Genomic DNA, 18,269 nt, shown 5'->3' with positions numbered 1-18,269 from the left:
GCAGCACTTCCTCCTCTCTAAATTTAGATATAAAAAAAGACAGGGAGATAACTCCCTGTCTAGCGTTCAACCTCTACTTTTTCTTTTTGTTTTTCTTTCTGCTGAAAATCCTCCTTGTTCCCCATCCCATGCCTCATTTTCGAAGTGGTGCTTTCTTTTTCTTTCTCTTCATGGAACTCTCGGTCCAACTTACTTTCAATTTGAGATAGTCGCTGCTCTCCACGATCAGTTAATGGTAGCTCTTTTAATTCTTGAAGAGATTCCTTTTTGAGTTGGTACACCTCTTTTTTACTGTGAGCCTCTTGAAAAGCACGCATCTGATTTAAACGTTCTTGTCGGTCATTATTTTCTTCTTTATCTAATTCTTTTCCGACGGTTGGTTCAATAAAGTTCATAAGCTCCTTCTTATAAGCATCTTTGAATTCTTGATGTGAATATTCTGCTTCGGCCTTTTCTTCCTTGCCAAAAGGTCCGCTATCCTTCTCAGCCTTGCTCACTTGGCTTTTGTACATATCTCTAAATTTTTCTGAAGGTAACATCTCCCCTTCTTGTTTCTCTTCTTCCATTTCACGTTTTGGTGGTTTAACACTCATAATTTTCTCCCCTTCCTTTTCGTAGCTCTTGGTTTCTTCAATGGTTGTAATAAATTCTTTAGCTGTTGACTGAACCTCTTGTAATAAGCTTTCATGGTCTTTAAATTCATGATCCTTGGTCCAGTGATGCAGATAATCTAATGAGTAGTCACTGGTATCAATATTGAAATAAGAAGCAACGGTATAAGCTGTCATTTCCGCTTGAAATTCTTTCTCTGGTTTGGTGTAATCATTTATGTTTTCCTTGGTGTGAAGTTTGGCATGAGTCAGTTCATGCAACAGTGTCTTTGTATCTTGTCGCTCCGAGTTGCGTGGATTAAGAGCCACTTCCCCTCTTCCTGTGTAACTTACGCCTTTGGCTGATCCTAACTCTTCATAAGGCTCCACAATTTGAATATTATTATTATCGGCTATAGCCTCCATACCAAGTCGAAGCTGACTGTAGTTTCCAACCTCCCCATCGATCCATTTGTTAGGAAAAATTTGAGGCAGATCTTTTTGAGTCGTAGACGTTTGAGCTATATCAAACACACTCCCGGTAGAATAAACAAGACGGCCATCTCGTTTATCGAGTTGGCCGTCTTTGACTTGTTGCTTTTCGGTTTTCGTTGCATATTTCAAAGGTTTCCATTCGCCCTCTTGATCTTGAAACTGCTGGCCTAATCGGTTAGGTACAAGAACCTTTAGACTTTTTTCTCCTTTGTTTACAGTGAACCCTTTGTCTTTCCAGAAGGCATAAGACCCTACAGCTTCAGCACCTGGAAACTGTGAGTCAATCAGTGCCGTATTACGTGGAGAATACCTATGGAACTTTCCCATAAAGTCTAGGTACTCTTTCATTTGCTCAGGAGAATGAAAGTGTTTAGAAATACTTTCTTCCATCCCCTCTGTCAGTCGATTGATCTCCTCTTTAACCTTTTCCGGTGATTTCTGTTTATAGGATCGTTTAGTCTTCGCCATAATCCTCAGCTCCCTCACTAATGTTCATGAGCTCTTCCATTTCTTCCTCATCGTAATTGGGTTCAGTATTTAATATCAGTTCCTTTGTTTTCTTGTTAAATAGAATGAGTAGGTTCTCTTGATTCACTAAATGCTGCTCCAGATCATCCATTTCCTCATCACTTAACGTTAAGGTATATTCCTCTTGTCCCACGTCGATTACGAGCTCACTATTTTCACTTAATCGCTTAAACACACCTACTTCGTAATTGCTATTAAACAAAAGCATACCTTCCACTCCTTTGTTGGATACTTCCTCATTCATACCATTAACTTGAAGCTGGTTGAGTCTCTCCGGCACTGATTCTCTTCTGACGCTGATGACTAATTCTTTCTTCCACCGCTTCTCTTGCATCCTTCATCGCTGGGCTCTCAAAGATCGGTGTGGTCACACAGCTTTCTAAGTTCTGATCCATCGCAAAACCGTTCATTAATTCCAGAAGGACTTGTGTATTTTTATCGCTTCGATTGGCTGCTAACCGCAACCGTTTCACTTCTTCCGAAAACAGGTCTTGGAAACGTTGTGCCATTAAACTCATGAGATATTCTTGCGAATGGTCCTTTGCCTTCTGCGCTTCCCATTCCTCAATTATACGGTCTAAAGCTTCACCAGGATAACGAATATGATGCTGTTCCTGATACTCTTTAATTAACGCTATCGTCTCTTCATGGAGTGTTACATTTTGTCGTCGTCTCATCCTTGTACCCCTACCCTTCTCTTTCGATTTTTCGTTCCAACTTCTGATGATCCAAGTCATTGATAAACTGATCATAGGTTTGTCCCATCGAACGTTGAATACTTCTCAAGGAACGTTGTAACTGAATCCCTGAGTGCTTGGATTTATAAGAAGCATTGGTGTGTGTTGTTTGTCTTGAATACTGCTGGTGGTAGTACCGTTTCATTTCTTGTAAGAACGCATTGCCCATTCGTTTATAGAGATCATCCAACTTATTTTGTTTGTAATGTTGATAGCGCTTCTTATCCTTCGGTCCATCTCCATAAGCCTGTTTTAGTTCGGTCACTTCTTGGTCCAATCTATCATGCAGCTGCTTCATATCTTTGCCATGATACTTATCTAAATACCTTGTCGTTAGTTCATCTATCTTCGGTCGAACAGGATTCAGCGTTTGATAGCCATAGTGCCACTGTCGCTTATCTTTAGGCAAGTGATTATACACGTCGAGGAACAAAGGTTTCATTTCTCTATTGCTCCATTTCATGCTGTTATTCTCTTTCTTTTCATTCACCATATGGTCACGAATCAACGAGTTTATTTGATTCCGTTCTTGCGTTCGATCTAACAATCCATTCACAACTTCACTTTTCATCGCGTCTAGAGTTTTCGGCTTTCGCTTTCCACGGTCACGAGTTGGATTTGGTTCGACTGTGGCCACATGAATATGAATGTTATCAGTATTATAGTGAATGGCTGCCGACCAAACAGCACTCTCTTGTAATCCCTCTTTTTTCATCATCGACTGCATGGATTTTCTTGTCACTTGCTTCAAAGCATCTTCATCTAAGCTGTGTGTCTTTGAATCATAAACACCTCGATTTTTAAGCCAATCATTATCAAATGTAATGACGTCTTGCCACATGATACTGTTATTCGTTTGAGCTTGTTCAAACAAAGATTTAATACCCTGTTTTCCTTCTACAGATAAGTGATCTGACTGTTGAGTAAACAAAGCCGATGTTTTATCCGGATCGTCCATATAGTGATTATATAAACTAAACATGGACCGATGAGCTTTCCCTTTTCCTTTCGCTTCTTCACGGTCCACATACTGTATATAATCTTGGAACCCTTTGTTATTCGCTGTTACGAATTTTGTTTTTAAAACCACCCCAGGCGTTATAGTTTCACTCATGCTTCTTCACCTGGTTCTTCTATCTGTAAGAGATCGTTCATTTCTCGAATGGCTGTATAACAATGAGCCATCGTTTGAATGTTTCGATCAACTAATTGCTGAAGTCTTTGTTCACGATTGTTCTCCTCACGAAAGACAGCCAACTGTTGCAGCTGAGCATGTAAAAACTCCTGCCTGCTTAACCCTTTTTCTTCCGCAAGTTCGTCAATTCGTTGAACAGTTTTTGGATCCATATAACGAATTCTTACTTCCATTACCATCACTCCTTTTGATGAAGTCCCTAAAACTAGTGAATAAAGAGAAGAGCATAAGGGGTTTTTGTTCCCACTTGGCGTGTGAATCCCGGCAGAGCCGGGCAAAACGAGGGAACAAGAAAATCTCCAGATGTGCGGTCGCTGTGTGGCTAAAATAGGAACAATCATTCGTGTTTTCACCGTGATGTGTGGTCCCTGCACAGGAGATGTGTGGCCCTTGTGTTGATGCTTTCTCTTTTTATTACTGACTTTAACTTTCCATCATCTCTCGTTTTTCTTTCAGCATCTTAATCTTTTCTTGTAACGTTTGTATCGTCGTTTCGTGCTCTGTGGTTTCTCTCTGAAGGCGATCAACTTCATTTTCTAATTGATCAATACGCGCCGTTGTTTGCTCCTTCTCTTCTTCTGTTTCATACATTTGTTGAGACTCTAGCTCGACCATTTCCTGATCCATTTCTTTTAATTGCTCATCGTTTTTTTGAATTTGATTTTCCTTATCGACAACCTCTTGCTCCGCTTGTTTAATGTCTTGAGATATAGCATCTACTTCATATTCTTGCTCCGTTTGTAGACTCAATGTTTGGTCATGTTGTACCTCTCGTTGATCAGTATAGATCCGTGCTAACTCCTCTTTTTCCTCACCTCCTTTCAGTGAAGCTTGTCCTTCTGTCTCCAGAGCAAAGTGTTCGTTTTTTTCCTTCGTAATATCTAATGCCATGACATCAAAGGAAGGACTTACCTGTTGAATACTAACCACATACCGTTGTTCATCGTGATACTCGACTTGGGTTGGAAGTTCACGATTTGGATGTTCTTTTTCTTGAGCCCCAAAGCTCAACGTATCGTTTAAGATGGACGTCGATTTGTTCACATTCAATATAACGATCATAAGATTCTTCTCAGAATTATAGGTCCATTCCTCAACCACTAAGTCTCCTGCACCTCGTAAATGCAGTGGCTCATCCAGAGGCGTTTGTTGGATTTCAGATTGACCTTCATCTCCAAATAAAAATCCGGAAAATAAGAAAAAAAGAAGCGCCACAGCCATGGCGCTTAATCCAATTAAATATTTTTTTGTGGATCCTTCTGCTAAGACATTGGTTGTTTTTTTCATTCATTTCTCTCCTCCCTGACGTCTTTAAAGTCTGTTATGATCCAATGATCTTTCTGCCGTTGAACGTTCACTTCTATAAAGACAGGAGACACTTGGTTTTGATCATTTTTTAAAGAGTGGAGGGTGTGCTCCAGCCTTACAATGACTTGGGCATGATTACTGGCAAGGTTGCCGGTTTTAATAAATACTTCGACGTCATCTACACTCGTTTCCGTTTCCCCTTTATACACATCGGTAGGAAAGAAAGTGTTTACTAACTCGTCACTCATAATATTTTCAGCTTTCTTTTTTCGGTCCTGATACGTGTCTTTGTTTTGCACAAAAGCTGTTTCTATAAAAGCAGAAACTTGCTCTTCTAAAGCTTTATGGTGCTTCTGAATCTCAGCTGGATCTTCTTCCTTTAGCGTGTGTTTTAATTCATTTTTCTCTTCCAAAGCTTGTTGTTTTTCTACTTCAAGACTTCTTATTTCAGCCTGCATGTCTTCCTTGGAAGAAGCACCTGCAACGTACACATTAAATACGGTCGTTGCTACCAAAGAGAACAAAAGCAAACCGAAAAGGAACCGATTATTCATTGAGCATCCCCCTTCTTATAGATCTAGATAAGGTGCTGGATCTACGTCCGTTCCGTATTGGTTTTTCGTCCTTACTTCAAAGTGTAAGTGGGGACCTGTGGAATCTCCCGTTGATCCACATTTACCGATTTCTGCTCCTTTTTGAAGAACGTCCCCGTCCTGTACACTTATCGCATACAAATGAGCGTAGTGACTAAAAACTCCCTCTTCATGTTTCACGAGAACGTTATTTCCGTACCCTGAGTTTTTTCTTTCCACCTCTACCACTTGGCCATGATCCACGCTTTGAATGGGAGTAACTGCGTTGGTACAAGCAAAATCTATGCCTCGATGCATAGTGGACGTTCCATCGAATGGATCCGAGCGCATCCCGTAATCTGATGTCTGGGTAAGAGCTTCTGAAATAGGCATAACCCACTCTCCCGTTGGCTCAATATCCGATTCAACGACACCGCCTTTAAGGTAACCCAAAACAGCTTCTACATAACCAATATCTCCATAGCAAGCCCCCGTTTCTGCGGACTCCGGTCGGATACATGAGTACATGCCCGTATGCTTCAATTCCTGATACTTCGTCTGTGAAAATTCAATCGCTAACTTTTTGCTGTATTCTCCATCATTGTGATTGTCGGCATAGTCAATAAACCCTCCTCCAAAGTTGTACGCTTGAAGGGTAAGCTTCACATCTCCTCCAGCTTTCTCTAACATGTCTGCAAAATAGCGAATACCTACCTTAATACTTCGTTCGGGATCTTCAATAGTATTCGGTGGTAGACCGAGAGATTCACTGGCCTGCATGACGTCGTCAAGACGTCCCCCTGATTCCTGCATGGTTTTGGCTAACAAGAGTTCAACATAATCGGAAACGCCGTACTCGGCTGCATACTCTTCAAATAGAGGGCGATAATTTTCAAGTTGAGCAGAGACTTGAGCTGTTCCATTTACGGCATCAATCGATTGAACATCTTCACTAGAATCGCTCTTCTCAAATCCAATTAAGGTCGTAATGGCTGAAGCAAACAAGACCATTTGAAGCACAAAAAGCACACCAACTATCCCTATTAACCACAGCCACACTTTCCGAGGTACTAGCCCTAGGAGAAGGGACCAAGGCATCCTTATGCACCTCCTCCAAACAAAGCTAATTCCTCATCAGAAACTTCCACCTTAAAACGAATGTTCTCCACCGCACGGATACTTAGCATGGTCTCCCCTGTTTGAAGATACGGGATATCCTGAAGCTCACTTTGGCTTAACTGCCCCGTAAATATCTGCTGCATCATCTCTAGATTGTTGCTATCCTGCTGCATGATGATTTTGTACTGCGTCAATTCAAATAGCTTCTTAATTTCTTCCACCATACTTTGGTCCGAACCTTCCGGCACAAAGTCGCGAATGGTATGACTTGCGTAAAGCAATGCCCCAAAATATTTCCGTGCCTCTCGACTAAATTTGGTTAAGAAGTCTAACGCACTTTCGCTTTTCTTTTTTGTGTTGATGATGTGATGAGCTTCGTCCATTAAGATGAGATAGCGAACCGCCTCTTCAAACGCGAGCTCGCCTCGATCATACGCATCGAACTGTGGAGCTCCATTTGTCAGCATCGAATCCCAAAGGAGATTCAGTACGTTAAACAGTTGGGCTTGAAAAACCTCCGCACGCATTTGGGATAGCCCTCGCAACGTAAAGGTAACTACTTGTTGAGCATCAAAGTGTTCAATCGTTGAAGCTCCATTGAACAAGTGAGCATAAGTTTCCACAATGTTACGAATGTTCAATTCAATACTTTCCAACCGCCGTTTTCTCTCCTGGCTCACCTTCTCCCATTGCTTTCCTTCCTCGATATTTTCATAGAGGTGATCTTCAATGAACGCCAGGAAATCTGTAAATATAGGATAATCATTCACCGAGCGTTTCGTAATGTTCGAGTCTTCCTCATCTCTCCAAAGCCCTGTCTTTTCATAAAGCTTCCTTAATAGATTCTCGTACTCTTTTAGTTCACTATCTGTAGCTTCTGGAGCTAAGAATTTATAAAACGTGGTCAACTTCGATAAATGCTGGGTAAAGGACGTGTACTCATCTTCAGCTGTCCGATAGACCTGTAAGGGATTAATGACTCCATCCGATCCATCTAGGGCAATTTGCTTTCCTCCTAGAGCTTCCGTTAATTCGGCGAATTCCCCGGTCACGTCAAACGTTCGGACCTTATATCCTTTGATCGCATTGTCCAGCATGATTTTCTTGAGTGTAGTAGATTTTCCAGCTCCCATCGCTCCGACCATGACCCCGTTATAACTTTTTCGCTGCTTATCACGATGAAATAAATCAAAAACCACATTCCCTCCAGTTAACGTGGTTCCGTAAAAAGTGCCGTAGGGATCATTAAGACTCGTAAAATGAAAAGGAAAACCACCAGCTAAGCCTAATGCAGGAATCGGCTGCCCTTCCCGTTTATTCCGATAAGTGGATTGTTCTGTATAATTCGATAGAAGGGATTGCCATTCATATTCCTGTTCATTTAAGAAGATGGACCCTCTAAAATTTTCATCTTGTAAGTTGGACAATACAGCTTTCACTTTATCCTCTAATTCAGATTTTGTAGGGGCACTGACGTAATGGCGAAGATGGACACGCTTTACGATCTCGCCCTCTTCGGATACTTGGTTATAAAGCTCTCGTAAATCATCGTAATTATTTTGTGCCTCGATAATCCCTGCATTATCTTTCTCGTTGATGATACGGGAACTTTGTTCGGCCATCCCTTTATTTAATCCATCACGTACTTTGTAACGATCGTCTGATACGACATCCATGGTGGTAATCACATTTTCCATATTAAAAATCGGTTCTAACCAGAAATCAGACACGTTCTTCGGGAAGGAATAGACATGGACACAAGCTTCAAAACCATCTCCTTTGCGAATATAAGATTCTTGAAAGTGAATGCCACCCTGTGGTTGTACATGAGCTAATAAGTAGGGGTTGTATCCCCTAGCCTTGGTTTCTTCTTCATCGTTTTTCGTTTTTAGGAAAGAAAACAATTCTTCTACCCCCTTTTTTCCAATTTGGTATTAAGATTGTTGAGCTTATAAATTAAATCAAGCTTCTTTTCATCGGTTAATTCAATGATGGGAGTCACTCGTCCAAGGTACCGACGACAGTTATTACGATATTCAGCTAGCTGCTTAAGGCTTGAGGCGTAAATATATAAATAAAACTCACGGTTGGTTCGATGAGTTTCTAAAAACTGCAATTCATCCCTTTTCTTAAGTAAGAATCTCTCATATAAAGGGGCTGTGTTTTGGGCGATTTTACGATGGATCGCGTCTAATTGCTTTTGCATATCCACGGGAAAATTCATAGAAACAACCTTAATGTCGTGAGCATAGGATTGAAAGAATTTAGCCATCATCATAATGTCGTACTCCGTTTCTTGCGTAGATGGTGAGTAAATATCTTTGCTTTGCAGCTGCATCACGTCCATGTACCCTTTCTTTTCTTGAAGTTCAAAGGATCCATCAGAGGTCATATCTTGAATCGGGAGGATATCTGCCATAGAAGCTTTGACCGCCTCTCTTTTTTTCTTTCGATTTTTAGTTGTTTTATATTTTCTTCGTCGCTTGGCTCGTTCATCGAAGAGCGCTTGTTGCTCCTCGCTATCTTCGAAGAACAAAGTCTTTCCTTTTTCTCTTCCAGGCATTTAGAATTCTCCTTTCCCTTTCGCTTCTGTATCTACGGCACAATAAGTCACTCGATCACGGCTGACAGCTAAAAGCAACACTTTCGCCATCCGCAGCTTAGGATTGGTTTTCGGACGTATTAACCAAGCAACCATTAACACAATCCAAAAGATCACGTAGTACCAAACCAATGAAGGATGCACTACATACCGAAAAGTAAAGCCGATACCTCCTAAAATTAACACCACAAGTAAATCAGTAAGGTAAAACAGCCTGTTGATTTTAAGTTCACTTCCAATTTCAGAAGGAATTTTGTACTGCAAGGTCATCTCTCCTTTCTCAAAACAAAAACGCGAACAAAGTTAAGATCCCTGTCCGCGTTTCTTGATTTTATTTTTCCAGTTTTCCGTTGAATTTCTTGATAAATTGTACGTTCGCTTAGCCCCCTGTACCTTTCTGTTAGTTTGAATGCGCTCCTTAGCTTGATCCCTAACGTATTGACTAATGGTTCGCTGTTCCGTTCTGTGCTGATTAGGCATCGGTATGTCATCTGTAGTTGTTGGAGTTTCTTGATGTGATGTTGGGGTTCCTTGATCTTTCTGAACATCATGATTAGTGTTCTGTTCTGTTTGTTCTAAAGGCTTTTCATGGGACCCAGAGTTTTTATTTTCTCTCTTTTCGATAGAAGCACTTGCTTGTTGTTTCCCTTGACTTCCTTCATCATGTGACCGTTGATGGTTATTCGAGTAAGAGGAAGGTTGCTGCTTTTCTTCGCTCATTTCTGGAGGAGTAGAATTCATGGAAGTCCCAGATAAAGTGGATCCTTTATGAGAAGGTGAACGGCCTCTATGGGAGGATTCCATGGGGCTTGGTTCTTGCTTTTGTGGCTGTTTCTCCTCCTGAGTTCTGTTACTCTTTGTTGGACTATCCGTCTGCTGATTTTGTTCAGACCCCTGTGACTTCCCTTTTGTTTTACTCCCTGCCATTCCTGCAACGGCACCAGCTGCCCCAGCTCCCGTATTCATAACGGCACTAGTTCCTCCACTAGCAATAGCTCCCGTAGCTTTCTTTACAGGTGGTCCTAACGTTTTCGATGCTAGATAACCGCCCATAGCTACATGCCAAGCGTTTTTCAGTCCAGCATCTATGCCGAATAGCTTCTGAACGATATTCGGTCCATCAATCACTGCTAAACTCCCAGCTATCAGAGCCACTAAATAGCTTATCCCTTCAAGGTTTTCACCGATAAAGGTGGTGTAATACATATACACCCGCAAACTTAGGAAAATCATAATAAGCGAAGCAAAGATACTACCAATATTCTTGATGATCGCTTTTAATCGTTGCCCTGTTGAGATATCGGCATAAGCCATAATAAGAGCCACGACATGATTAAACCCAAGTTCAAAACATAGCTTAGCGATTTTAATTGATATGAGAATCATCGTAAAAGCCATAACTCCAAGAGTCACAATGGCTGTAAACCAATCGACATGCCACCGGTAATAATTTTCAGGCAAGAAGTCAAATAAACCACTTTTGCCTAGCTCTACTAGTCCTTCTTCCCCGTTTGATTCTAAGCCAACTTTATTCATTATGATCTCTTTTCCTTCAGAGGATAGTTGATCTCCATTTGCCTTTTCGAACTCCCTAGTAATGGTCTCATTAATAGAGATTTTATCTATAGAGTCAGGACTTACATGATGCTGGTTATCAACATCTGAGCTTTCCCATCCTGTTTCATCGTATACGGCAATATCCGTAACGTAGTCGGTCATCACTCTGTCAGAAGTCGTGAAGGAGTCGGTGTTCACTTGGGCCACATTCACTGCATCCCCAGTAAAATCATTGACTTGTCCCATCCCAAACGTCAAAAGACTAATGGTCATCACCGATAGGAAAAGGTTCATTGGTAAATCGGCACGATTTTTCTCTTTATTGAAAATCAAACGAAAACCGATCATCGCTAATGAAATGGCTAATAATACGTAAAGCACAGGTTGAATGGTATCTAGAAAACTTTGTACGGGCTCACTTAAGAAGAAATCTGTTAATGATAAGACACTGTCGACCATGCCTTCTAGGCTATCTACAATCATTTTCAGAAATAATATAATCCCCCAGCCCATAATTCGTAAGCCCGAGATGAAAATATTATTGGTTGACAACACCTCGGAAAACTCTAGCAATTTTTCTAATAGTTCTTCATCTGACATCGTTTCACCCCCTGTTTAGTCCCCCTCACATGGGAGTCTTTTCTTTTTCATTCTTAAGCAAGTGCTCTTGTTCTTCTTTTAATTTGTCCGTCTGCTTTCGTATGTGATCGTATACCTGCCGGTTGATCTCCTGTCCATCTCCTAACAGTTTTATATGTTCAAGGAAGACCTCCATGGGCTCCTGGTCCATCTCTTCCTTACTGTGATGTAAAAGGGGTGCAACCTGCTGGTGGACCATATGCAGGGTGCTCTTGTCGAGAAATTCTCCTACCTTTTGTTCTTTCCATGGTTCGCTTCTCTCACTATCTTCTTCAAACGGACCATTTTCAGCTTCACCAGATGACTTCTCCACGTTGTTTTCCTTCTCCGTTTTGAGAAGAGAAGGGTTATAAAAATCAATAACCAGTTCTTTAGGATTGATATAACGGTGTGGGGTGTGTATTTCTTCTTCAGTGATGGATCGACTCGTATCAAAATACTGACTTAAATACGTGTGAGCATACTTCATACTGTGTTTGCCTGTATTGTAGATGGGAAATGCTCGTATTTTTCTCCCCTTCTTATCTCGCCTCATTAAAACACGACGAACTACCGTGTCCCCTTCCTCTAGTTCTTGAAGTTCGTTCGCCGTTAGAAGATCTCTGCCTTCCGTACTTTCTGTTTTCGACTTATCTAAAGAGAACGTGGAGCCAGAGCGTGTTTGCGTATTCAATGTCCTTTTACCTAATTTAGATGAGAAGGAAGAAGCTGAATCATAATCAGCACTGAGGATATAAATCTCATTTCCACAATTGCCCCTTATCGTTGCCTGTCCATCTTCCCCATACAGATCCTTTAATTGAGCATAGGATTGGACAACTAAGTGGAAACGTATATTTCTTCCCAGACAAACGGTTATTTTATTGTCCATATCTGCAATAGCCGGCATATTACCGAATTCATCCAGCATAAAAACCACTTCCCGCAAACACTTCTGCCCTTTTGCGATGGCGGCATTTTTGGATAACACATAATACAACTGACTCACAAAAATAGAAGGTATTGCGTGCGTCGATGTATCGTAATCCGGCGTTACCATGAAGATAGCTATCGGTTTTGTGAAATAAGTGATTCGTTCCACTCGAATTTCACTATCGGATAGAAAGGAAGAGGAAAAGTGAACCTCTCCCGTATCCTCATGAATCTCCTTCACCTTAATGTTCACTTCACACCTTTGCTTTTCTTCATAACGTTCCTTTTTATCTTTCGTTTGGTTCCGCTTTTGCTTAGAGGAAACGGGTTCTTTATCTTGCTCAACAGTTAAGATGTCCCCTGGTTTCAACTTCGATGAAAAGTTAATCGTCCAGGTACCACTCTCTCCTGATTGATTGGTTTCCTTCACCCCATCAGGGAATGTGACAAATACTTTTGAAAAAGGAGCACCTTGGCCTTTAACAAATTGACCAAAGCCTACCTTCTTCAAATCTAACGAGTTCTTCGCTGTCATCTTAGCGGTTTCACTCATCGTAAACTTTGTTAACCCATTCATAGCTGTGGTAAAAATGCTTGACCGCGTATTTCCTTTAGAGAAATTACTCGTCGCATACTGTTCTTTCGCTACATGCGATTGGGGTAAGCTTTGAAAATATTGATCCAGCGCGTTAAATTCTTGACCATTTTCATCGATATCATTTTTCGTTCCTAATTCTGATAACATGTTAGCTACGGTGTACATCGTGATTTTTTCTTCTGTTCCTTCTGAAATGCTTTTCTCCGTAATCGCTAGGATCATCGCATTGACAAGAGATTTAGCCGAATCATCCCACATCGGCTCTTTCGCTTGCGGATTGTGATAGAGCATGTGAGTGATCGTTTCGCATAGCGTTTGAGCTGTAGAATAATCACCATCTTGATAGGATTGTTTGACTAGCTCCAGCAGGTTAAAGCTCATGCTTTGCATCGGATTCATTAAGTTAAGAACTTCCACTTCATACCCTCGACTTTCAAGGGTTTCACGGCTAGAAGCGAACAGTTCGCCCTTAGGATCATTCATCACTAAAGATGGTTGGTTCTCCGCCCGAGAATAGGCATCAATTGTGGGAATCACATACGTTTGCCCTTTCCCACTTCGTGTTGTCCCAATAATCAAGTTATTGACGGGAGATGGATCGATATAAGCGTTCTCCCCTTTGCGAGCTAATACAGGGCCACCTTGACCAGAATAGGAACTCCTGCGATCAGGAATAGCTTTGTATTGTTGATGAATTTCTTTCCTTGTAGCAAATCGCTGGGACCCTTTTTCATCCGTTCCCACTGGACTAAAGTTGCTGCGAAGTTTATAAATCATATGAGCGATACCGAGGAGGCCTAGTAAAGCCGCCAATCCGTAGAAATACGGCAGTTCCTTCATATGAAAATCTGTGAAATACGATGCTTTAATCACTAATGGCTGGTTAAATTCCGGAAATGTTTGTAAGGTCGACCACATGGCGAACCCTAGATTCCAAATAAATGTGGCCACAAGCATCGTCACCATAAAAAAACAGATGCTTAATGGAATAAGCACCTGCTTTTTAGCGATGATCGATTTCAAAATAATCGACCTCCTATATATTATTTTGTTGGGTTTTGAACTCGTCTTTTTCTCCTTCTAAAGCATCGATTTTATCTTGATCTTCATTATCCGATTGTTTCTCTGTTTCTATTTGACCGTTCAACTTCTTCATTTGTTCTTCCAACTCTTCATATTCATTGATTTTTTCATTCAAATCATCATTTTTAGCCTCACTAGCCATTTTCTTTGCTTCTTCTAGTTGATCCAGTCTCAGGTAGGCCAGCCCTTTTTCCTTATAAAGTTCAGTTGACATAGGCAGCTTCTCTACGGTAATCGCTTTTTCATACTCCTCCGTATGGAAAGCTACCTCAAAAGCGCCGACTGGACTTGGGTGAGATTCTTGAAATTCCTTGGTCTCATCCATTCCGTGGATGTCCATCACTTGACTAGCTAGGAATGAAGCTGTTTTCTTGTCTGCATACTTGAGAGCTTCTTTATAATTTTTTTCTACAACGAGAATATGAACCAACGCTTTTTGTTCAGAGTCACTCAGCTCTTCTTTATCTTTCAAATGGTTCACAGCTGCATCCTGATCCCCCCTCAACGCTGTTTCGTATGCTTCTTTCATTGTTCTTACCTCTGTCAATTCTTGATTCGCATGATTTAATGATTTTGCATGGCCATTTACCATTACGGCTAACGCAATTGAAATCGTAATGGCTAGGACAAGCAAACTTACCAAAGAAATAGCAAGAACCTTTCCATGTTTACTGGTTAAGTTCCATGTAGAGGATTTCTCGGTATTCTTTTTCACTAATTCCGTAACATCCATTTGATAATTTGTCGGTGTATGGGATGTTAATTGTTGGAGGAGAATATCCCTTTCCGTTTCATGTTGATGATTTCTCATGGAAAGCTGCACAAGCTTCTGACAGATATGGTCGTAAATGTTTGTGGTATCTTCTTCCCCCACAACATAAGTGCCAGTATACAGTTTATCTCCCTCTTCATTTGAGAGCATAAAATCGAGATGTATCGGTTGCGCATTCTTTTTCTTCCATTTCTTATCAAGATCGTCTGTCATTTCTACGACTTCTTCAAAAGAATAAGGGTGAAAACTAGTAATCTCTCCCTCTAACTTCGAAGTGAATAATACTCGCATTCGTATATCTCTCCTTTAAAAGACTACCTGGCTATCAATGTATTGGGCAATAGCTGTAGCTCCCATCAAAATCACAAGTCCGATGGCACCGCCAATAAACCAAACAATAGAACTCTGACGACCTCGAACACCTCCCCAAATAAGGTGATAAGCTCCAATTCCAAAAGCAATGGCTGCAGAAATAATACCGAGTAATTGCATGGCTGTCAGTATTGAAGCACCTGTAGATTGAAGATTACTAATGGCAGATAGCATGGAATAATCAGTTAGAAATTTCATGATCAATACACTCCTTTAAAATTTTTCGTTTTTCTCTTCATTCATTCCTTTGTAATGCAGCAAAGATTTCATAACAACATCCTGATTCTCTTGAATATACTCTTGGTGTTTTTCATGCAGCCAATCATTGTAGGATAGATCTTGAATGGTTAATAGGGTTTGAACCAAGTCCTTCGATTGTTTTAGCTCACGATTTGTCGCTCCCATTGTTATCACCTCCTTTAAAGGTTTTTTGGCATAAAAAAAGAAGCGATCTATTAAAGATCACTTCCGTTATGATGCGTTATTGTCAATAAATTCTTGCAAAGTTTTTTCCTTACTATCTTCTGAAGGAAAATCAACACTTCTTAAGGAAACATAGTCTTTTAATTTTCCATCCTCATAAATGCCCAAAGTCCCAAACTGGATGTCCTTTAATCCTAAGTCGTCTGGCTTTAAATTATTATCTAGCATCGCTGAAGACTTAGCGTTTATTTCTTTCACATCAATTGAACTAATCTTTTCTTCAACTAATTCAATATTTTCTGTTCGATCTTCCTTGTCCTCCGTATTATTAAGCAATATAAAGGCTGTATCATTTTCTTCAATATGACTTCTCATTTCGTCTGGTGATAAAGACTCGACTTGACCTGTGGCTCCCTGAGCTCCGCAACCTACAAGGATAAAGGCAATAACTAGTCCAGCCAAACCACCAATCCAATGTCTTTTCATCAGATGATTCCCCTCTCAAGTGATTTGTATAACGATTCTAACACCTACTCAAATATAAATCCACATCTTGGAAAGGAAACCATTCTCTATATGATTGTTTATGGCTAGATACAATCAACCCTATGCAGACCCACTATGTTAATCATAGTGTTCTGCAATGCACAACGTTTCTAGCATATACGTAGAACTTTATGCATCTAGGTTTTACTATTAAAAGTTTCATTGGCAATATCCTCACTTCAAACAGAAGAACCATTATTGATACATCGCTTACCTGGTCACTAGATGCGTTTCACGTGACACGCACCGAACGATTATCGACAGCCAGGAAAGTTCTGTGACCTTTCTTTTCCTAACTTAGATATGTAGTTTTCAATGTTCAATAAGTGCTATTATTTAAGCACGTATTAAAATCGTTACATTTACTTAACGGCCATGAGCTCACTCTTAGGGTTTTTGCGTTTTGCAATGGTTTTAAATCGGTCATTCTTTACAGTTCGAATTCGATAATAGATACTGGCAAGCTTTTCAGCAGTTCCATGACGATCTACCGCCCAAATACCGTGCACATCATACCTTTTTCCTTCAAAGGTTTTAACATTGGCAGCTTGTGAAGCAATATCATAATAAGCAAAGTGCTCTTTATATAGTTTCACCATAGTACTACCTCCTCAGTTTATGGATTCCCAACCACTCTAAGCTTCAAGTGTTCTAATAAAACATCGATAGCTGAACATTTCCCTTCTCGAATAGAAGCAATATCTTCTTCAGAAAGATTATACTGATAGTCGATAGATTCCAGAATCTTCTCTCTCGATCTATTTAACCTAACCGATAAGTCAATGGTTCGCGCAATATCATCGACGCTAGGTTCCTTGTTTGCACCCTGTTTTTCTTGATCTTTACGGCTTTTAAACCATTCCGGAATCACTTCCTGATTGGACACCCTTTTAGAGAATGTGCCGTTGTTACTCTTTTTATTTTTATATTCAACCTCCTCAGCTTCTGCTTGTTCTATTGTTTCAATTCCTTTATTTCTCCAAGCCTTAAGGATACTCTTCACGTATCCCCATGTTGGTTTATTACGATCCAAGGAGCGCTTCATAGCTTCCACCACCAATGGATCTCCAAGATCCTCGCTCCAGGTCGTTATTTCTTCTGAGATTTGAGGACGTATAGAACCAAAGTTGTTTTGATAAAATTCAATGGCCTCGCATTCCATTCGTTCAGAAGTAGTTGTAGTAATAAATTCTTTTACATTCTTAACTTCTTTAAGTTCTCTACCATTCTTGTATGTGTCTTTTTGCTGTCTTTCTGATGGCGGGGTGTTGTTCTTTTGCTGATTATCTGCTGATGGTTTGTTGTCGTTTTCTTCATCGTTAGATTGATAATCTGCCCAGTTATCAACGGTTATGACACTATATTTGTTGGTGGAATGAATCGTAATTACCTCATCTTCCTCTAATATTTTTAAGTAATCACGAACCGTTGATTCTTTCATGTTCAATTCAGATGCAGCCTTTTTACGCCCAAATATAAATTGTCCTGGTTCAAGTTGAACCTTCTGCCTACCCACTCTAGATTCAGTATTTTTATGACTTGATTTCGTTAGGCAATAGATAAAAATCTTTAACATTTTTTCATTTTCAAAAATTTCACTATGAAGGATTTTACGATGAAGCTTTATCCAGCCTTGCATCTTATCACCTCTTTCTTTATGCAAAAATCTACTATAAATTAGATTAGATAACCTTTTGATTTTAAATTGGCATGATGATCTTCCCATACTTTCAACCAACTGATATTGTAGGCTTCACATAAAGTCGCTAAATAAAGCGTTGAAAAATGCACGACCCTAACTATTGCATCAGCGGACTTATGGACGTCTTGAATTTCCATAGAGTGAATACTATATAAATCGTTTGTCAGTTTCAGCTGAGAAATGTTTTTAATAGCTTCCTTTAATTCTTTCTCTAATTCTATTTGCAAGAAATATTTATCGTTTTTAGCTGAGGGACCATCTAAAGGCGTAAGTCCCCAGCCAATATATTCATTAACAGCTTCAAGTGCTAACCAAGGATTATTATATTTTTCAATAAAATATTTAGTGGATACAGGGGGGAGCTTTCGCTCTCCTCCTTCTTGCTTTGAGATATACTCCCTGGATTGAAACATGTCTATTGCCAATTGTTGCTGGGTTATATTCTTATTTTTCCTTGTTCTCTTCATGAGTTGCGAAGACTTACTATTTCTCATGAGCCACACCTCTTTTTCGCTTGTT

At 40.2% G+C, this 18,269-nt stretch carries 20 protein-coding genes; all 20 read right to left on the bottom strand.

All coding sequences use genetic code 11. The annotated features are described in order from the left end of the window. Positions 1 to 59 precede the first annotated feature (59 nt). The 20 genes from LF817_RS14905 to LF817_RS14810 all read right to left on the bottom strand — a co-directional run bounded on the left by LF817_RS14905 (position 60) and on the right by LF817_RS14810 (position 18,244). A complete protein-coding gene (locus tag LF817_RS14905) occupies positions 60 to 1,553 on the bottom strand; it encodes an ImmA/IrrE family metallo-endopeptidase (RefSeq protein ID WP_253936603.1) in 1,494 nt (497 codons plus the stop codon). Further along, the gene (locus LF817_RS14900) at positions 1,540 to 1,821 is read right to left on the bottom strand and encodes a hypothetical protein (RefSeq protein WP_253936602.1); all 282 of its coding nucleotides are present in this window, start codon (positions 1,819 to 1,821) and stop codon (positions 1,540 to 1,542) included. Before LF817_RS14900 ends, LF817_RS14905 begins: the two co-directional genes overlap by 14 nt. A 40-nt stretch (positions 1,822 to 1,861) precedes the next feature. After that, positions 1,862 to 2,290 carry a hypothetical protein gene (locus LF817_RS14895; protein ID WP_253936601.1) on the bottom strand — a complete coding sequence of 143 codons (429 nt, stop codon included), beginning with the start codon at positions 2,288 to 2,290 and terminating at the stop codon, positions 1,862 to 1,864. A gap of 10 nt (positions 2,291 to 2,300) precedes the next feature. After that, positions 2,301 to 3,464: a MobP2 family relaxase gene (gene mobP2 / locus LF817_RS14890; protein ID WP_253936600.1), complete on the bottom strand. Its 1,164-nt coding sequence runs from the start codon at positions 3,462 to 3,464 to the stop codon at positions 2,301 to 2,303. Next, complete coding sequence (locus LF817_RS14885) at positions 3,461 to 3,718, bottom strand: hypothetical protein (RefSeq protein ID WP_253936599.1); 258 nt, start codon at positions 3,716 to 3,718, stop codon at positions 3,461 to 3,463. The genes mobP2 and LF817_RS14885 overlap by 4 nt, the downstream gene beginning before the upstream one ends. A 250-nt stretch (positions 3,719 to 3,968) precedes the next feature. Beyond that, the gene (locus LF817_RS14880; protein ID WP_253936598.1) at positions 3,969 to 4,832 is read right to left on the bottom strand and encodes a hypothetical protein; all 864 of its coding nucleotides are present in this window, start codon (positions 4,830 to 4,832) and stop codon (positions 3,969 to 3,971) included. Then, on the bottom strand, positions 4,829 to 5,407 hold the full coding sequence (locus tag LF817_RS14875) for a hypothetical protein (protein ID WP_253936597.1): 579 nt from the start codon (positions 5,405 to 5,407) through the stop codon (positions 4,829 to 4,831). The genes LF817_RS14880 and LF817_RS14875 overlap by 4 nt, the downstream gene beginning before the upstream one ends. 15 nt (positions 5,408 to 5,422) lie before the next feature. Beyond that, positions 5,423 to 6,523 (bottom strand): lysozyme family protein, encoded by a 1,101-nt coding sequence (locus LF817_RS14870; RefSeq protein ID WP_253936596.1) that lies wholly within the window; start codon positions 6,521 to 6,523, stop codon positions 5,423 to 5,425. A gap of 2 nt (positions 6,524 to 6,525) precedes the next feature. Beyond that, entirely contained in the window at positions 6,526 to 8,448 is a 1,923-nt protein-coding gene (locus LF817_RS14865; protein WP_253936595.1) for a VirB4 family type IV secretion system protein, read from the bottom strand. A 5-nt stretch (positions 8,449 to 8,453) separates the two neighbouring features. Then, the gene (locus tag LF817_RS14860; RefSeq protein WP_253936594.1) at positions 8,454 to 9,107 is read right to left on the bottom strand and encodes a hypothetical protein; all 654 of its coding nucleotides are present in this window, start codon (positions 9,105 to 9,107) and stop codon (positions 8,454 to 8,456) included. After that, entirely contained in the window at positions 9,108 to 9,416 is a 309-nt protein-coding gene (locus LF817_RS14855; RefSeq protein ID WP_253936593.1) for a DUF5592 family protein, read from the bottom strand. Between the two features lie 33 nt (positions 9,417 to 9,449). After that, the gene (locus LF817_RS14850; protein WP_253936592.1) at positions 9,450 to 11,303 is read right to left on the bottom strand and encodes a pLS20_p028 family conjugation system transmembrane protein; all 1,854 of its coding nucleotides are present in this window, start codon (positions 11,301 to 11,303) and stop codon (positions 9,450 to 9,452) included. A 25-nt stretch (positions 11,304 to 11,328) separates the two neighbouring features. Beyond that, a complete protein-coding gene (locus LF817_RS14845) occupies positions 11,329 to 13,875 on the bottom strand; it encodes a VirD4-like conjugal transfer protein, CD1115 family (protein WP_253936591.1) in 2,547 nt (848 codons plus the stop codon). Between the two features lie 13 nt (positions 13,876 to 13,888). Then, complete coding sequence (locus LF817_RS14840) at positions 13,889 to 14,998, bottom strand: hypothetical protein (RefSeq protein WP_253936590.1); 1,110 nt, start codon at positions 14,996 to 14,998, stop codon at positions 13,889 to 13,891. 15 nt (positions 14,999 to 15,013) lie between these two features. After that, positions 15,014 to 15,277 (bottom strand): hypothetical protein, encoded by a 264-nt coding sequence (locus LF817_RS14835; protein WP_041601178.1) that lies wholly within the window; start codon positions 15,275 to 15,277, stop codon positions 15,014 to 15,016. A gap of 15 nt (positions 15,278 to 15,292) precedes the next feature. Continuing rightward, positions 15,293 to 15,484, bottom strand: a complete 192-nt coding sequence (locus LF817_RS14830) for a hypothetical protein (protein ID WP_253936589.1) — start codon at positions 15,482 to 15,484, stop codon at positions 15,293 to 15,295. Between the two features lie 66 nt (positions 15,485 to 15,550). Next, positions 15,551 to 15,988 carry a hypothetical protein gene (locus LF817_RS14825; protein WP_253936588.1) on the bottom strand — a complete coding sequence of 146 codons (438 nt, stop codon included), beginning with the start codon at positions 15,986 to 15,988 and terminating at the stop codon, positions 15,551 to 15,553. Positions 15,989 to 16,410: 422 nt separating this feature from the next. Continuing rightward, positions 16,411 to 16,647, bottom strand: a complete 237-nt coding sequence (locus LF817_RS14820; protein ID WP_253936587.1) for a hypothetical protein — start codon at positions 16,645 to 16,647, stop codon at positions 16,411 to 16,413. Between the two features lie 17 nt (positions 16,648 to 16,664). Further along, positions 16,665 to 17,687, bottom strand: coding sequence for a DnaD domain-containing protein (locus LF817_RS14815; RefSeq protein WP_253936586.1), 1,023 nt, complete (start codon positions 17,685 to 17,687; stop codon positions 16,665 to 16,667). A 38-nt stretch (positions 17,688 to 17,725) separates the two neighbouring features. Then, positions 17,726 to 18,244 (bottom strand): helix-turn-helix domain-containing protein, encoded by a 519-nt coding sequence (locus LF817_RS14810; protein WP_253936585.1) that lies wholly within the window; start codon positions 18,242 to 18,244, stop codon positions 17,726 to 17,728. Positions 18,245 to 18,269 lie beyond the last annotated feature (25 nt).

The sequence above is a fragment of the Halobacillus sp. A1 genome (genome assembly GCF_024189295.1).
Lineage (GTDB): Bacteria > Bacillota > Bacilli > Bacillales > Halobacillaceae > Halobacillus_A.
The sequence above is the reverse complement of the archived record's forward strand: the minus strand, read 5'-3'. Positions and strand labels throughout refer to the sequence as shown.

What these genes read in the sequence shown, in the direction of transcription:
- LF817_RS14835 (WP_041601178.1), bottom strand. Translation starts at nt 15,277, where the DNA reads ATGAAATTTCTAACTGATTATTCCATGCTATCTGCCATTAGTAATCTT.
- LF817_RS14825 (WP_253936588.1), bottom strand. Translation starts at nt 15,988, where the DNA reads ATGAAAAGACATTGGATTGGTGGTTTGGCTGGACTAGTTATTGCCTTT.
- LF817_RS14830 (WP_253936589.1), bottom strand. Translation starts at nt 15,484, where the DNA reads ATGGGAGCGACAAATCGTGAGCTAAAACAATCGAAGGACTTGGTTCAA.
- LF817_RS14855 (WP_253936593.1), bottom strand. Translation starts at nt 9,416, where the DNA reads ATGACCTTGCAGTACAAAATTCCTTCTGAAATTGGAAGTGAACTTAAA.
- LF817_RS14870 (WP_253936596.1), bottom strand. Translation starts at nt 6,523, where the DNA reads ATGCCTTGGTCCCTTCTCCTAGGGCTAGTACCTCGGAAAGTGTGGCTG.
- LF817_RS14850 (WP_253936592.1), bottom strand. Translation starts at nt 11,303, where the DNA reads ATGTCAGATGAAGAACTATTAGAAAAATTGCTAGAGTTTTCCGAGGTG.
- LF817_RS14900 (WP_253936602.1), bottom strand. Translation starts at nt 1,821, where the DNA reads ATGCTTTTGTTTAATAGCAATTACGAAGTAGGTGTGTTTAAGCGATTA.
- LF817_RS14820 (WP_253936587.1), bottom strand. Translation starts at nt 16,647, where the DNA reads ATGGTGAAACTATATAAAGAGCACTTTGCTTATTATGATATTGCTTCA.
- LF817_RS14860 (WP_253936594.1), bottom strand. Translation starts at nt 9,107, where the DNA reads ATGCCTGGAAGAGAAAAAGGAAAGACTTTGTTCTTCGAAGATAGCGAG.
- LF817_RS14885 (WP_253936599.1), bottom strand. Translation starts at nt 3,718, where the DNA reads ATGGAAGTAAGAATTCGTTATATGGATCCAAAAACTGTTCAACGAATT.
- LF817_RS14895 (WP_253936601.1), bottom strand. Translation starts at nt 2,290, where the DNA reads ATGAGACGACGACAAAATGTAACACTCCATGAAGAGACGATAGCGTTA.
- LF817_RS14905 (WP_253936603.1), bottom strand. Translation starts at nt 1,553, where the DNA reads ATGGCGAAGACTAAACGATCCTATAAACAGAAATCACCGGAAAAGGTT.
- LF817_RS14840 (WP_253936590.1), bottom strand. Translation starts at nt 14,998, where the DNA reads ATGCGAGTATTATTCACTTCGAAGTTAGAGGGAGAGATTACTAGTTTT.
- LF817_RS14880 (WP_253936598.1), bottom strand. Translation starts at nt 4,832, where the DNA reads ATGAAAAAAACAACCAATGTCTTAGCAGAAGGATCCACAAAAAAATAT.
- LF817_RS14875 (WP_253936597.1), bottom strand. Translation starts at nt 5,407, where the DNA reads ATGAATAATCGGTTCCTTTTCGGTTTGCTTTTGTTCTCTTTGGTAGCA.
- mobP2 (WP_253936600.1), bottom strand. Translation starts at nt 3,464, where the DNA reads ATGAGTGAAACTATAACGCCTGGGGTGGTTTTAAAAACAAAATTCGTA.
- LF817_RS14810 (WP_253936585.1), bottom strand. Translation starts at nt 18,244, where the DNA reads ATGAGAAATAGTAAGTCTTCGCAACTCATGAAGAGAACAAGGAAAAAT.
- LF817_RS14815 (WP_253936586.1), bottom strand. Translation starts at nt 17,687, where the DNA reads ATGCAAGGCTGGATAAAGCTTCATCGTAAAATCCTTCATAGTGAAATT.